20 protein-coding genes are annotated in these 12,815 nt (G+C 70.0%); 15 read left to right on the top strand and 5 right to left on the bottom strand.

Annotated elements, in window-relative coordinates; genetic code table 11:
• Positions 1-159: 159 nt before the first annotated feature.
• The 4 genes from ACIBBH_RS24495 to ACIBBH_RS24480 all read left to right on the top strand — a co-directional run bounded on the left by ACIBBH_RS24495 (position 160) and on the right by ACIBBH_RS24480 (position 2,099).
• On the top strand, positions 160-240 hold the full coding sequence (locus ACIBBH_RS24495) for an Ms5788A family Cys-rich leader peptide (protein ID WP_350751515.1): 81 nt from the start codon (positions 160-162) through the stop codon (positions 238-240).
• Positions 241-362: 122 nt separating this feature from the next.
• A complete protein-coding gene (locus ACIBBH_RS24490) occupies positions 363-1,208 on the top strand; it encodes a sulfurtransferase (RefSeq protein ID WP_399407930.1) in 846 nt (281 codons plus the stop codon).
• Positions 1,209-1,258: 50 nt separating this feature from the next.
• Positions 1,259-1,546, top strand: coding sequence for a DUF1416 domain-containing protein (locus ACIBBH_RS24485; RefSeq protein WP_020122955.1), 288 nt, complete (start codon positions 1,259-1,261; stop codon positions 1,544-1,546).
• A gap of 295 nt (positions 1,547-1,841) precedes the next feature.
• On the top strand, positions 1,842-2,099 hold the full coding sequence (locus ACIBBH_RS24480; protein WP_399407928.1) for a DUF3099 domain-containing protein: 258 nt from the start codon (positions 1,842-1,844) through the stop codon (positions 2,097-2,099).
• A 10-nt stretch (positions 2,100-2,109) separates the two neighbouring features.
• Here ACIBBH_RS24480 and ACIBBH_RS24475 read toward each other — a convergent pair whose 3' ends face one another.
• From ACIBBH_RS24475 to ACIBBH_RS24465, 3 genes are all read right to left on the bottom strand, one after another.
• Entirely contained in the window at positions 2,110-2,472 is a 363-nt protein-coding gene (locus ACIBBH_RS24475) for a DsrE family protein (protein ID WP_399407926.1), read from the bottom strand.
• A 74-nt stretch (positions 2,473-2,546) separates the two neighbouring features.
• Positions 2,547-2,786, bottom strand: coding sequence for a hypothetical protein (locus tag ACIBBH_RS24470; protein WP_399407924.1), 240 nt, complete (start codon positions 2,784-2,786; stop codon positions 2,547-2,549).
• Positions 2,783-3,157, bottom strand: coding sequence for a hypothetical protein (locus ACIBBH_RS24465; protein WP_399407923.1), 375 nt, complete (start codon positions 3,155-3,157; stop codon positions 2,783-2,785). The genes ACIBBH_RS24470 and ACIBBH_RS24465 overlap by 4 nt, the downstream gene beginning before the upstream one ends.
• 177 nt (positions 3,158-3,334) lie before the next feature.
• On the opposite strand from ACIBBH_RS24465, the gene ACIBBH_RS24460 reads away from it, so the two are divergent.
• From ACIBBH_RS24460 to ACIBBH_RS24435, 6 genes are all read left to right on the top strand, one after another.
• Positions 3,335-4,177 (top strand): helix-turn-helix domain-containing protein, encoded by an 843-nt coding sequence (locus ACIBBH_RS24460; protein ID WP_399407921.1) that lies wholly within the window; start codon positions 3,335-3,337, stop codon positions 4,175-4,177.
• A complete protein-coding gene (locus ACIBBH_RS24455; RefSeq protein WP_399407919.1) occupies positions 4,159-4,365 on the top strand; it encodes a DUF397 domain-containing protein in 207 nt (68 codons plus the stop codon). The genes ACIBBH_RS24460 and ACIBBH_RS24455 overlap by 19 nt, the downstream gene beginning before the upstream one ends.
• A gap of 193 nt (positions 4,366-4,558) precedes the next feature.
• Complete coding sequence (locus tag ACIBBH_RS24450; RefSeq protein ID WP_399407917.1) at positions 4,559-5,134, top strand: FABP family protein; 576 nt, start codon at positions 4,559-4,561, stop codon at positions 5,132-5,134.
• Positions 5,135-5,387: 253 nt separating this feature from the next.
• Positions 5,388-5,567 (top strand): hypothetical protein, encoded by a 180-nt coding sequence (locus ACIBBH_RS24445; RefSeq protein ID WP_399407915.1) that lies wholly within the window; start codon positions 5,388-5,390, stop codon positions 5,565-5,567.
• Positions 5,568-5,577: 10 nt separating this feature from the next.
• A complete protein-coding gene (locus ACIBBH_RS24440) occupies positions 5,578-6,030 on the top strand; it encodes a Fur family transcriptional regulator (protein ID WP_399407913.1) in 453 nt (150 codons plus the stop codon).
• Positions 6,031-6,040: 10 nt separating this feature from the next.
• Positions 6,041-7,006: a YgfZ/GcvT domain-containing protein gene (locus tag ACIBBH_RS24435; RefSeq protein WP_399407911.1), complete on the top strand. Its 966-nt coding sequence runs from the start codon at positions 6,041-6,043 to the stop codon at positions 7,004-7,006.
• Between the two features lie 62 nt (positions 7,007-7,068).
• Here the strand turns inward: ACIBBH_RS24435 and dtd are convergent, their stop codons facing one another.
• Positions 7,069-7,494, bottom strand: coding sequence for a D-aminoacyl-tRNA deacylase (dtd, locus tag ACIBBH_RS24430; protein ID WP_399407909.1), 426 nt, complete (start codon positions 7,492-7,494; stop codon positions 7,069-7,071).
• Between the two features lie 168 nt (positions 7,495-7,662).
• Here dtd and ACIBBH_RS24425 point away from each other — a divergent pair, with 168 nt between their 5' ends.
• From ACIBBH_RS24425 to ACIBBH_RS24415, 3 genes are all read left to right on the top strand, one after another.
• Positions 7,663-8,274, top strand: coding sequence for an aerial mycelium formation protein (locus tag ACIBBH_RS24425; RefSeq protein ID WP_399407907.1), 612 nt, complete (start codon positions 7,663-7,665; stop codon positions 8,272-8,274).
• A 78-nt stretch (positions 8,275-8,352) separates the two neighbouring features.
• Positions 8,353-9,594 (top strand): GNAT family N-acetyltransferase, encoded by a 1,242-nt coding sequence (locus tag ACIBBH_RS24420; protein ID WP_399407905.1) that lies wholly within the window; start codon positions 8,353-8,355, stop codon positions 9,592-9,594.
• 276 nt (positions 9,595-9,870) lie between these two features.
• A complete protein-coding gene (locus ACIBBH_RS24415; RefSeq protein ID WP_399407903.1) occupies positions 9,871-10,785 on the top strand; it encodes a winged helix-turn-helix domain-containing protein in 915 nt (304 codons plus the stop codon).
• A gap of 5 nt (positions 10,786-10,790) precedes the next feature.
• On the opposite strand, the gene ACIBBH_RS24410 is transcribed toward ACIBBH_RS24415, so the two are convergent.
• Positions 10,791-10,979, bottom strand: a complete 189-nt coding sequence (locus ACIBBH_RS24410; RefSeq protein WP_399407901.1) for a hypothetical protein — start codon at positions 10,977-10,979, stop codon at positions 10,791-10,793.
• 148 nt (positions 10,980-11,127) lie between these two features.
• Between ACIBBH_RS24410 and ACIBBH_RS24405 the strand changes: the two genes are divergently transcribed.
• Complete coding sequence (locus ACIBBH_RS24405) at positions 11,128-12,006, top strand: winged helix-turn-helix domain-containing protein (RefSeq protein ID WP_399407899.1); 879 nt, start codon at positions 11,128-11,130, stop codon at positions 12,004-12,006.
• Positions 12,006-12,806, top strand: a complete 801-nt coding sequence (locus ACIBBH_RS24400) for an HAD family hydrolase (RefSeq protein ID WP_399407897.1) — start codon at positions 12,006-12,008, stop codon at positions 12,804-12,806. Before ACIBBH_RS24405 ends, ACIBBH_RS24400 begins: the two co-directional genes overlap by 1 nt.
• Positions 12,807-12,815: the final 9 nt, after the last annotated feature.

The raw sequence follows: 12,815 nt of genomic DNA, 5'->3' as shown, positions 1-12,815 counted from the left end.
CGTCCGCGTCCGTACCGCAGATGCACCGACCGCCACCGGCGCCGGGATGCCCTGCGGCGCGAGTTCTTCCCCGCACCCTGTCCCAAATCGCGGACGATCGCATCTCAACATGCGACACCCCGGTGACACGCCCCGCTGTCCGTCCCTACGATCGAGCCCATGAAGCGACAGGCGGATCTCACGAAGCGGCGGGCAGTGGACCTGTGCCGCGTTGCCGCCATGCTCTGTCGCCCCTTCTGAGCGGAAGCTCCGACTTCCGCGTTCAGCCCCGCCCTGCTCAGGGCATTCGTGCGCCGGCCCCGCCGGGCCGCGCACCCACGCACTCGCACGCCCCGCCGCACCTGCCCCGGAGGAGAAAGAGCATGAGCCGCAGCGACGTCCTGGTCGACGCCGACTGGCTCCAGGAGCACCTGGACGACCCGACCATCGCCATCGTCGAGGTGGACGAGGACACGTCCGCCTACGAGAAGAACCACATCAAGAACGCGATCCGCATCGACTGGACCAAGGACCTGCAGGACCCCGTCCGCCGTGACTTCATCGACCAGGAGGGCTTCGAGAAGCTCCTGTCGGAGAAGGGCATCGCCAACGACCACACGGTGGTCCTCTACGGCGGCAACAACAACTGGTTCGCCTCGTACGCCTACTGGTACTTCAAGCTCTACGGCCACGAGAACGTCAAGCTCCTCGACGGTGGCCGCAAGAAGTGGGAGCTGGACGCCCGGGAGCTGGTCGACGGCACCGAGGTGCCCGAGCGCGCGAAGACCGAGTACAAGGCCAAGCCGCAGAACACCGCGATCCGCGCCTTCCGCGACGACGTCGTGGCGGCGATCGGCTCGCAGAACCTGGTCGACGTCCGTTCCCCCGACGAGTTCAGCGGCAAGCTGCTCGCGCCTGCCCACCTCCCGCAGGAGCAGTCGCAGCGCCCCGGTCACGTCCCGACCGCCAGGAACATCCCGTGGTCGAAGAACGCCAACGACGACGGCACCTTCAAGTCGGACGAGGAGCTCAAGGAGCTCTACGCCGAGGAGAACGTCGACCTGGCCAAGGACACCATCGCCTACTGCCGCATCGGTGAGCGCTCGGCGCTGACCTGGTTCGTCCTGCACGAGCTGCTCGGTGTGGAGAACGTCAAGAACTACGACGGCTCCTGGACCGAGTACGGCTCCCTCGTCGGTGTGCCGATCGAGCTCGGCGCCAACAAGTAACCCACCCGACCGACCTTCCGGTCAGACCGAGACCCCCTCAGGAGAAAGACATGTGTGGAGCGAAGGCCGGCGGCCCGGACGCCTCGACGATCAAGCCCGGTGAGACCACGATCCAGGGCCAGGTGACCCGCGACGGCGAGCCGGTGGTCGGTTACGTCCGCCTGCTCGACTCGACCGGCGAGTTCACCGCGGAGGTCCCCACCTCCGCCACCGGACAGTTCCGCTTCTACGCGGCCGAGGGCACCTGGACCGTCCGCGCCCTCGTCCCCGGCGCCACCGCCGACCGCACGGTCGTCGCCCAGCAGGGCGGCCTCGCGGAGGTCGCGATCGCGGTCTGAGCCCGCGACAGGGCCGCGCCCCACGGGTTGGACGCCTGGGGTGCGGCCCTTCGCCGTACCCGGGCCCGGGTAGGGCGCCCCGCACTGTTCGCGCTGAGTGGTCGGTGCCGATCTACGCTGGAAGCATGTACGCCCGACGCCGTCACGTGGCCTTTCTTTGATGCGTCCCTGGCACTGCTTCGCAGGCTGCGGGGCGCTGCGCCGGGCTCCGCCCGTCGGGGTGGGTGGGTAGGGGTCGCCGGTTGGGTGCTCCGGTGCTCGCGCTGAGTGGTCGGTGCCGATCTACGCTGGAAGCATGTACGCCCGACGCCGTCACGTGTACTTCGCCATGATGGGCACCTGCATCGTGCTGTTCGTCCTGGCCTGGGGCGTGGTGCGCATCTGGTCGGTGCCCGCCGCGGTCGGCATGTGTGTGGTGGCCATGGTGATCCCGCCGGTGGCCGCGATGATCGCCAACCGGCGCGGCCCCGAGGACCGCTGGTGGGACGATCCCTCCGGCGATCCCCAGTCCGACGAGTGGTGGGACGAGCTGGACGGCAAGAAGCGCAGGTGAGACGGGTGTCTCAGTAGACGAGCGCCTGTGTGTCGTCCCCCAGCGCCTCCTGTACGAAGACCTGCGCGCCCGCGATCCGTACGCCCTCCAGGACGTCGTTCTCCGTGATGTCGCGGCGGGCCGCGCACTGTGTGCACAGGGTGACGCTGCCGCCGGTCAGGATGGAGTCCAGCAGGTCGGGCAGCGGGGCCGCGTGCGGCAGCTCGAACTCGGCGGCCCGGCCCGGCAGCGCGAACCACGCGGACTCGCCGGTCAGCCACAGGGAGACCTGGACCCCGCTGGCCACGGCCACCGCCGCGACCGTGAACGCCTGCGAGCAGCGCTCGGGGGCATCGGCCCCCGCGGTCACCTTGATCACGAGCTTCTTCGCCATGCCGGAAGCGTAGCCCGGGCCGTCACCGGAAGCGCCGGCCGACCCTTGGCCTCCCAGGCGAGGGTCGCGCCTGTTCAGATGTGTGTGCGGAAGAAGGTGACGATGGCCACGACGAGGCCCGTGACGCTGATCGCGGTGAGGACGCCGCTCCAGAAGGCGTCGCCGGATCGGATACGGCGAGTACGGACGCGGCGGCCACGGGCACGTGCGGGAGGGGGTTCTTCCGGCGGTTCGGGCCGGTGACCGGGCGAGAACGGGGGCAGGACGAAGGCCGGGTACTCCCGCACGTCGGCGGGCCGCTGCCGGTCGGTCACGGGCGGTGCTCCTGTCGCTGGTGCTGGCGCAGCAGCACGTTGGCGTCGGTCTCGGCGCTGCGGTCGTGCACCGCCTGCGCGGCCTCCCGTAGGCCGGCCAGTTCCTCGCACGTCGGGCAGCCCCGCACCGGCGCGGGCGGACGGCTGGTGTCGTCGGCCGTCCACGTGCGCTCGTTCGCCGCCCGCACACCGGCGCTCAACAGCTCCCGGGCCGTGGCGGGACGCAGCGCGGCCGGGTCGGCCTGCCACTCCCGCCCGCCGCCGACGGGGCGCAGCAGCGCGTACGGCCCGGATCTGTCCTGGTACTCGCCGACCTTGCGGGTGGCCGGGTCGTAGACGACCGCTCCGCGTTCCAGGGCCTTCGGCTCCATGGGTCTGCTCCTTTCCACCAACACCTGCGCACAGCGCGACGACTGGATTACGCTGCGTGTTCCGACCAGTACGAGCATGGCCCCTGATCAGGGCCATCACGCTGTGGACGAGGTCTCCTTCTCCGCCTCCGGGCAGTAGTTCCACACCTTCCACGGCGTCTTCCACAAAGGAGCGCGATGCCGCCGAGACGGGTGATCACGGGACGGAGCCAGGAGCCGAGGAAGCGGTTCGCGGAGGAGTTACGGCTGCTGCGCACGGAGCGGGGTGAGAGCCTGCGGAAGCTCGGCGAGGTGCTGGGCTGGGACTGGTCCCTGTTCGGGAAGATGGAGAGCGGCCAGACCCTGGGCAGCCCCGAGGTGGTCCAGGCACTGGACCAGCACTACGGGACGCCGGGACTGCTGCTGGCGTTGTGGGAGCTGGCGGTGGGGGATCCGACGCAGTTCAAGGAGCAGTACCGGCGGTACATGCTGCTGGAGGCCGAGGCGGTGAGTCTGTGGCATTACGGGGTGAGTGTCCTGCCTGGATTGCTTCAGACCGAGGGGTACGCGCGTGAGGTTCTGGCACTGGGCGGCGCCAGAGGCAAGGAGCTGGATCAGCAGGTCGAAGCGCGCACAGGACGGCGGCAGCTGCTGGAGGGCGACGATGCGCCGCCGTTCCGTGCCCTTCTGGCGGAGGCGGTGCTGCGTACGCCGCTACGCGACGAGCGTGAGTGGCGGGAGCAGTTGGGGTACCTGCTGGAGGTGTCGGATCGCTCGAACATCACCGTGCAGGTGCTGCCGCAAGGCTCCGGGCTGTACGGGCTGGTGAGCACAGCCGTGATGTTCCTGCGGCTGCTGGACGGGAGAACGGTGGCGTACACGGAGAACGCCCACCGCGGTGAACTGGTGGAGGAGAACGGCTCAGTTGAGCGGCTGCAACGTGCGTACGATGCGATGCGTGACGTGGCTCTGAACCCGGTCGAGTCGCGCAAGTTCGTCCTGCGGATGTTGGAGGAAGTGCCGTGCGAGCGATCGATCTGAGCACCGCGACTTGGCGCAAGAGCTCTTACAGCAATCCGGACGGCGGCGAGTGCGTCGAGGTCGCCGACAACATCCCCTCCGTCCTCCCTGTCCGCGACAGCAAGGACCCCTCCCGCGGAACCCTCCTCTTCGAGCCCGCCGCGTGGACCCGCTTCCTCGACGGAGTCAAGGGCGGCGCACCTCACTGAGAGGGCCGGGTTCCGGCCGCGTAAGCTGGGGCCCGGCTCTGTGTACGCCCACCCTCGCTCAAGGAGCACCCGTGGAGATCTTCTTCGAAACCCTGCTGGTCCTGGTCTGCGTCGGCGTTCTCGCCTTCGCCGGGCTGACCGTGAAGAAGCTGTACCAGGGCCAGCGCTGACCCACACCTAGGAACTGCCGCTCATGATCGAGATCCCGTCCGACCTCCACAAGGACCTGGTACCCCTCGCCTTCCTGCTCGGCAACTGGGCCGGCGCGGGCGTCCACGACTTCCCCGGCTCGGAGAAGTGCAACTTCGGGCAGGAGGTCACCTTCACGCACGACGGCCGGGACTTTCTGGAGTACCGCTCCCACACCTGGGTGCTGGACAACGACGGCAACAAGGTCCGCCCGCTGGAGTCGGAGTCCGGCTTCTGGCGGATCGACGCGGGCCGCAAGGTCGAGGTCACGATGACCCGCGACGACGGCGTCATCGAGATCTGGTACGGCGAACTGGCCGACAAGAAGCCGCAGATCGACCTGGTCACGGACGCCGTGGCCCGCACGGCGGCGTCCCGCCCCTACAGCGGTGGCAAGCGTCTGTACGGCTACGTCAAGAGCGACCTGATGTGGGTCGGCGAGAAGCAGACCCCCGAGGTCGAGCTGCGCCCCTACATGTCGGCCCACCTGAAGAAGGTCGTCACCCCCGAGGAGGTCGAGCGCTGGGCCAAGGCCCTCCCGGACGACCTCCCGGACGACGGGATCGCGTTCTTCAAGTAGCCGAGCGGCGGAAAGCGGCCGGCCACGGTCCTCACCCGGACCGGTACGGTCGGCCGGTGGGCCCTGGTGACCGGGGAGCAGCACCAGTGGCTGTCCACACAGTGGTCAGGCTGCGGCTCGGCACCCCCGACCTGTCTCTGGCGGCGTACCTCACCGGGTATCTGAGCGCGGGCGCCGCCCAGAGATGGATGAAGAGGCGCTCGGCCGGTGCGACGACCCCCTCGATCAGTCTGCGTGACCTGGGCATCTCCCGGTGCTCCGCCCTCCGCTCACCGAGCAGGAAGCCATCGGCGAGACCCTCGCCGCTCTGGACGAAGAGGTCCGCATCCATACCGGGATCGCCCGGGCGGGCGAGTACCGCGCTCTGCTCGCCGACCTGCTGATGGCGGGGCGTGCCGTTCGGACCCGACCCGGGTCCGTGAGGGAGCCCTAGACTGGACGCCGTGGTGAGCACCGACTGGAAGAGTGACCTCAGGCAGCGCGGCTACCGGCTGACGCCGCAGCGGCAACTCGTGCTCGAAGCCGTGGACACCCTGGAGCACGCGACCCCCGACGACATCCTCAGTGAGGTGAGGAAGACGGCGTCGGGGGTCAACATTTCCACCGTGTACCGGACGCTGGAGCTCCTGGAGGAGCTCGGTCTGGTCAGCCACGCCCACCTGGGGCACGGCGCTCCCACCTACCACCTGGCCGACCGGCACCACCACATCCACCTGGTCTGCCGGGACTGCCAGAACGTCATCGAAGCCGATGTGTCGGTGGCCGCCGAGTTCACCGCCAAGCTCCGCGACACGTTCGGGTTCGACACCGACATGAAGCACTTCGCGATCTTCGGCCGCTGCAAGGACTGTACGCTCAAGGACTCTTCGCTCAAGAGTTCAACAACCAGGTCGTAGGCTTACCGGTATGAAGAGCCCCCTGCTGTCCCTGCCCGGCGCCGTCCCTGCCGAGGGCGTGGACGAAGGCGTCGCCGCCCACTACGGCGACCTGTTCCGCGAGCAGCGCGCCCTCGCCGACGGCACCGGATTCGTCGACCTCTCCCATCGCGGAGTCGTCACCGTCACCGGCGAGGACCGCCTGAGCTGGCTGCACCTGCTGCTCACCCAGCACGTCAGCGAACTCCCCGTCGGCCAGGCCACCGAGGCGCTGATCTTGTCCGCGCACGGCCACATCGAGCATGCCCTGTACCTGGTGGACGACGGCCAGACGGTCTGGGCCCACGTGGAGCCCGGCACCCAGGACGCGCTGATCGCCTACCTGGAGTCGATGAAGTTCTTCTACCGGGTCGAGGTCGCCGACCGCACGGCCGACACCGCGGTGGTGCACCTGCCGGCCGGTTCGATCGCGGAGGTGCCCGAGGGTGTCGTGGTACGGCAGACGGCGTACGGGCGTGACCTGTTCCTCCCGCGCGCGGACCTGGAGTCGTACGCCGGGTCCGCCGGCCCGCCGGCCGGGATCCTCGCCCACGAGGCCCTGCGCGTCGAGCGGCACCTGCCGCGCCTCGGCTTCGAGACCGACCACCGCACCATTCCGCACGAGCTGGGCTGGATCGGCACCGCCGTCCACCTGGAGAAGGGCTGTTACCGCGGCCAGGAGACCGTCGCCCGGGTGCAGAACCTGGGCAAGCCCCCGCGCCGGCTGGTCTTCCTCCACCTCGACGGCAGCGAGGTCCACCTGCCGACGCCCGGGACGGAGATCCGGCTCGCCGACGAGGGCCCCGACGGCCGCAGGATCGGCTTCATCACCACGTCCGTACGGCACTACGAGCTCGGCCCGGTGGCCCTGGCCCTGGTGAAGCGCAACGTGCCGGTGGACGCGCGGCTGGTGGCGGGGGAGACGGCGGCGGCGCAGGAGGTCGTCGTAGAGCCCTGAGGCGAGTCCTGGGACGGGCCCTGAAGGACAGGCCCCGGGAGGGGCCTGAGACGCGTCCCGGGTCACATCTCCAGCAGGACGGTGAACGGGCCGTCGTTCGTCAGCGACACCCGCATCCGCGCGCCGAACCGGCCCGTCGCCACCGTCGCGCCCAGCGCGCGCAGCTGGGCGACCACCTCGTCGACGAGTGGCTCGGCCACGTCGCCGGGCGCGGCCGCGTTCCAGGTGGGCCGGCGGCCCTTGCGGGCGTCCCCGTAGAGGGTGAACTGGCTGATGACGAGCAGTGGGGCGTCGATGTCACTGCACGACTTCTCATCCTGCAGCATCCGGACGGACCACAGCTTGCGGGCGAGCTGGGCCGCCTTCTCCTTGGTGTCCTCGTGCGTGACCCCGACGAGGACGCACAGCCCCTCGCCGACGATCTCGCCCACGGTCTGTCCGTCCACGACGACGCTCGCGCCGTCCACCCTCTGCACCACTGCACGCATGCGGACCATGATGCCGGGTGCCAGAGGCATGTTCCCAGCGGGCCCACTTTTGATCATTAACCCACCCATCTGGGGCCGTTCAGGGGTACTCGGGGGTACTCGGTTACATAGCGGCCAGTTGGGGTGGCACGATGCTGCCGTAGCCGGTCGAGGGGACGGTAGAGGCACATGAGCACACCGATTACCGGGGGGCTGGAGTTGCAGGGGATGCAACGCCCGCCCGCACAGCGCAGCGACAGCCCGGCGCTGCCCGCACAGCCGCCCGAGCACGACCTGACCCGGCTGAGCCTGCCGGAGCTGCGCACGCTGCGCCGGGACGCGCAGCGCGACGAGGCGGATCTCAGCTACGTACGGAGGCTGTTGCAGGGCCGTATCGACATCCTGGGCGCCGAACTCGCCCGCCGCGGCCCGGCGTCCGTGGTCGCCTCGGACGGCCCGGAGGGCGCGACCGTGATGACCTCCGTGGTGGCCCGCCTCGCGGAGATCCTCACCGACGCCCCGGCCCGCCACCGCTCCTCGGCCCGCCACGTCACGCTGGGCACCCCGCACAACGAGGAGTACCGCCGCCTGGCCGCCGACATGCTCGCCGAGGTCGAACTCTCCGACCTCCAGGCCCGCACGGACGTCGAACTGGGCACCGCGATGGGCCGCCTCGTCCGGTACGAGCAGGAGGTCTCCCGGCGCCGCCAGCACCTGCAGCGCACGGCGGACGACTGCAGCGCGGAGATCGCCCGGCGGTATCGGGTGGGGGAGGCGCAGGTGGACGACCTGCTGAGGTGAGGCGGCGCCTCGCGCGGTGCGTGCGGGCGGGCGGAAAAGCCCGCGACACCGCTCCGCCGCGCACCTACCGTGGCCCGCATGACCGACGTACGCCCTGTCCGGGAACCCGAGTTGGCCGACTGGCACCGCGCCCTGAACACCGGCTTCCTCAGCCCACCGACCATCGCCCCGGAGCAGCTCGAGGCCCGGCGGAACCACTTCGTCCCGGGCCGCCTCCTCGGAGCCTTCGACGGTGACCGCTGTGTGGCGACCTTCCGCTCCTTCGCGCAGGAAGTCACCGCGGTGGGCGGCGCGGCCGTCCCCGCCGACGCGATCTCCAACGTCACGGTCACTCCGACCCACCGCCGCCGCGGCCTCCTGACCCGCATGATGAGCCAGGACCTCGCCGCGGCGAAGGACCGCGGAGACGTGGTCGCCACACTGATAGCCGCCGAGTACCCGATCTACGGCCGCTACGGCTTCGGCCCGGCCACCTGGATGACCGAGTGGACCGTCGACGTCCCGCGCACGGGCCTCGACCCCCGCCGCCCGGTCCCGGCGGACGGCGGTCGTATCGACCTGGTCGACGCGGAGGACGTACGCAAGCTCGGCCCCGAGCTGCACGACCACGTCCGCCGGGCCCAGCCCGGCGCGGTGAGCCGCGACGAGCTGTGGTGGAAGGTGGACACGGGCGTGGTGCGCTTCCGCGGAGGCGAGTGGACCGAGCCCTTCCACGCCGTCTACCGCGCGGCGTCCGGCGAGGTCGAGGGCATGGTGTCGTACAAGGCGGACGACACCTGGCACGACAAGCTGCCGCACAGCACGGCCGACGTGAGGTGGCTGATCGCCTCCACTCCGGCCGCCGAGCGTGCCCTGTGGCACTACCTCTGCTCGATCGACTGGGTCACGAAGGTCAAGAGCGGCTGGCGCTCCCCCGACGACCTGCTGCCCTTCTTCTTCCCCGACCCCCGGGCGGCCAGGATCACCACGCAGGCGGACTGGCTGTGGGTACGGATCCTGGATGTCGTACGGGCCATGGAGGCGCGGACGTACGAGGGCGAGGGTTCGCTGGTGCTGGAGATCGCCGACCGGCAGGGGCTGGCCGGCGGCCGGTTCCGGCTGGAGGCCTCGCCCGAGGGCGCGTCCTGCACCCCCACGGCCACCGAGAGCGCCGAACTCGCCCTGGACATCGGCGACCTGGCCCGTGTCTGGCTGGGCGACGAGTCGGTGGCGCGGCTCGTGGCGCTCGGCCGGGCCCGGGAAGACCGAGCGGGCGCCGCCCGAGTGGCCGACGCCCTGCTGCGTACGTCCGGGCGACCGTGGTGCCCGGACCTCTTCTGAGGGCTCCCTCCTGCCGGGAACGGTGCTGACTCATCCGTAGCGTGCTTGTTCAGTTGTGGCTGTGCGCATCCGTGTTGAGTTGTCGCTGTTCAGTTGTGGCTGTGCTCGGGCCGGGCTCCCGGCTCCCCTCCGGAAGGGAACCCGGTGGGCCAACCAACCGGGGATTGACCATGTTCTCCAAGTTGGCTGCCAACTCCACAGTACTTATCTCCGCTTGGACGCGTCTCATAACCACCTTTCACTGAACTGCCACAAGATGGCGGGAAGTTGTACTGTTTGACCGTGGACCCGGAACACGCCTCCGCCAGTGGACGGACGAGGTCACCACGGCCACAGAAGTCGCACCGCGAGGTGGCCGACGAACTGCGCGCCCGGATCAGGTCCGGTGTGCTCAGGCCGGGCCAGCGCATGCCCACCCAGGCCAAGCTCGCGGACGAGTTCGGTGTCGAGCGCGGGGCCGTACGCCAGGCCCTGCGCATCCTGCAGTCGGAGCACCTGCTCACCAACGTCACCAAGGGCAGCCCCGCCACCGTGGCCCCCGACCTGGGCCACCGCCGGGTCCCGGCCGGCCCGTCCGCCCCGCCCCAGCCCACCATGGTGGGCCTGGCCCCGCGGATAGCCGCCGCCTTCGCGGCCCCGCACGTCGAGATCGACGCCCTGTGCCTGACCTCGGTCTCGCTCACGCTCGCGATCGGCGAGCCGCTGCGCCAGATTCACGCAGGGCGTATGAAACCGGCCAAGATCGACGTCCGCGTCCTGCTGCCGAGCCGCGACATCGACCTGGCCTTCCCGGCCCCGGTGGACGCCTCGGCCGCGGGCCTGCTGCACCGGCGCTGGCTGGACCAGCGCAACGCCCAGGGCCAGGTGCTCCAGCACAACCTGCTGGCGCTGCGTGCCACGCACGGCATCGACGTGCACGTCTCCTTCCGTGCGCTGCCCTTCACCCCGCCGGTCAAGCTGTATCTGCTCAACGGCGCGGAGGCGCTGTTCGCGTACTACACGCTGACGCGGCGCGAGCGGGAGATCGGTCACGAGCACCTGGAGACGTACGACGCCGAGGGCACGCGGTCGATGCTGTTCGCCTTCGAGCAGGGCGCCGGACTGCGGGACGCGACCTTCGTCGAGCAGTCCCACCTGTGGTTCAACGCCCTGTGGGAGACGATCAGTTCGGACCTCGTGCTCACGGCGTGAGCGGTTCAGGGGGTGGGCCCCGCCAGCAGGACGGCGAGCAGGACGGCCCCGGCCGAGCTGACGGCCGGGCTCTTGGCCTTCAGGCCCACGGTGAGCAGCAGCAGGCCGACGAGGCCGGTGGCGCCGTACTTCCACTGCACGAGCTGTTCGAATCCGACGACGAAGACGGCGGAGAGGAGGGCGAGGGCAGGCACGATGGTTCCCCCTTCAGGTTGCCAGGAAGCAAAACTTCCGCCAACTTGACCAAGTTGGCAACCAACTCTGATTAAGTTGTCCCCACTTGGTACCCATCCATAAACAACCTACGGACAACTGCCATTGGATAGACGCAAGTTGTAGCGTTTGGTCGTGACCCAGGAGAACGTGGCAGTGAACGGCAGCAGAAGACTCACGCCCCAGGAGATCGCCGACGCCCTCCGGGAACGGATCCGGGTCGGAGACCTCAGGGCGGGGGACCGCCTGCCCACCCAGGCCGAGCTCGCCGAGGAGTTCGGCGTGGAGCGCGGCACGGTACGCCAGGCCCTGCGGGCACTCCAGGACGACGGCCTGCTCAGCAACGTGAGCAAGGGCAGCCCCCCGCGCATCGCCGAACCGGCCCCCGCCCGCGACGAGCCCCAGCCGACGATGGTGGGCCTCGCCCCCCGTCTCGCCGAGGCCTTCTCCGCATCCCACGTACGCATCGACGCCGCCTGCCTGACCGCCGAGACCCTCATGCTGGCCCTGAGCGAACCCCTCCGCATGATCCACGAGGGCCGCGCCCGACCCGAGCGCATCGACGTGCGCATCCTGCTGCCGTCCCGGGACATCAGCCTCGCCTTCCCGGTCCCCGTCGACGGCCGCGGCGACGACGACCCGGTGCACCAGCGCTGGCTCGCCATGCGGAACGCCCAGGGCCAGGTCCTCAGGTACAACCTGCACGCCCTGCGCGGCACCCACGACATCGACGTGAACGTCACCTTCCGCGCGCTGCCCTTCACCCCGCCGGTGAAGCTCTACCTCCTCAACGGCACGGAGGCGCTGATCGGCTACTACATGGTCACCCGCCGCGAGGAGTCCACGGACAGCGGAACCCTGGAGATGTACGACACCCTCGGCTCCCAGTCCCTGCTGTTCTCCTTCGAGATGAGGCGGGGCCAGCGGGACGAGGCGTTCATACAGCAGTCGCAGAAGTGGTTCGACGCCCTCTGGGAAACCATCACCTCGGACCTGACACTCTCCTAGTGACTCCTGATACGAAGCGGAATGAGCGGAACGATCCGGGGACCGCCGGGACCGAGGACACGGCGGAAGCGATCCGGGGCGTGATCACCCGGGCGAAAGTGGTGCTGTGGGACTTCGACGGCCCCATCTGCCGCCTGTTCGCGGGACACAAGGCGGAGCGGGTGGCCGGCGAACTGGTGGAGTGGCTGGAGAGCCGCGGCCTGCACGGGCTGCTGACGGAGCGGGAGCGGCAGTCGCTGGATCCGCAGTTCCTGCTGCGCGCCGTGGAACGCCGGCACCCCGGCTCCGACCTGGTGGCGGAACTGGAGGAACGTCTCACCCAGGAGGAGCTGCAGGCCGCCGTCTCCGCGATGCCCACCGCGTACGCCGACCCCCTGATACGCACCTGGTCCGCGGTCGGCTCCCGCCTGGCCATCACCACGAACAACTCCCCCCGCGTGGCGCGCGCCTACCTGGACGGCCGCGGCCTGACCGGGTGCTTCTCCCCCCACATCTACGGCCGCACCCAGGACCTGCGCCGCCTCAAGCCCGACCCGTACTGCCTCACCCGTGCCCTGAGCGCGACCGGGACGGCGCCCGCGGCCGCCCTGATGATCGGCGACTCGCCCACGGACTGGGAGGCCGCCTCCCGGGCCGGCATTCCCTTCCTCGGCTACGCGCGTAACGACCGCAACGAGAAGCGCCTTCGGGCGGCCGGCGCCGAGCACGTCGTCCGCACGCTGGAGACATTGCTGCGAATTGTCCGCCAGCAGGGCACAAGTGTGTGTCCAGGCGCCGTCGAGTGGGACCCGGTTCTATGAACAAAACGC

Origin of the sequence: Streptomyces sp. NPDC051636, from assembly GCF_044453765.1 — a bacterium.
GTDB lineage: Bacteria > Actinomycetota > Actinomycetes > Streptomycetales > Streptomycetaceae > Streptomyces.
This window is presented reverse-complemented; position numbering and strand designations above follow the sequence as displayed.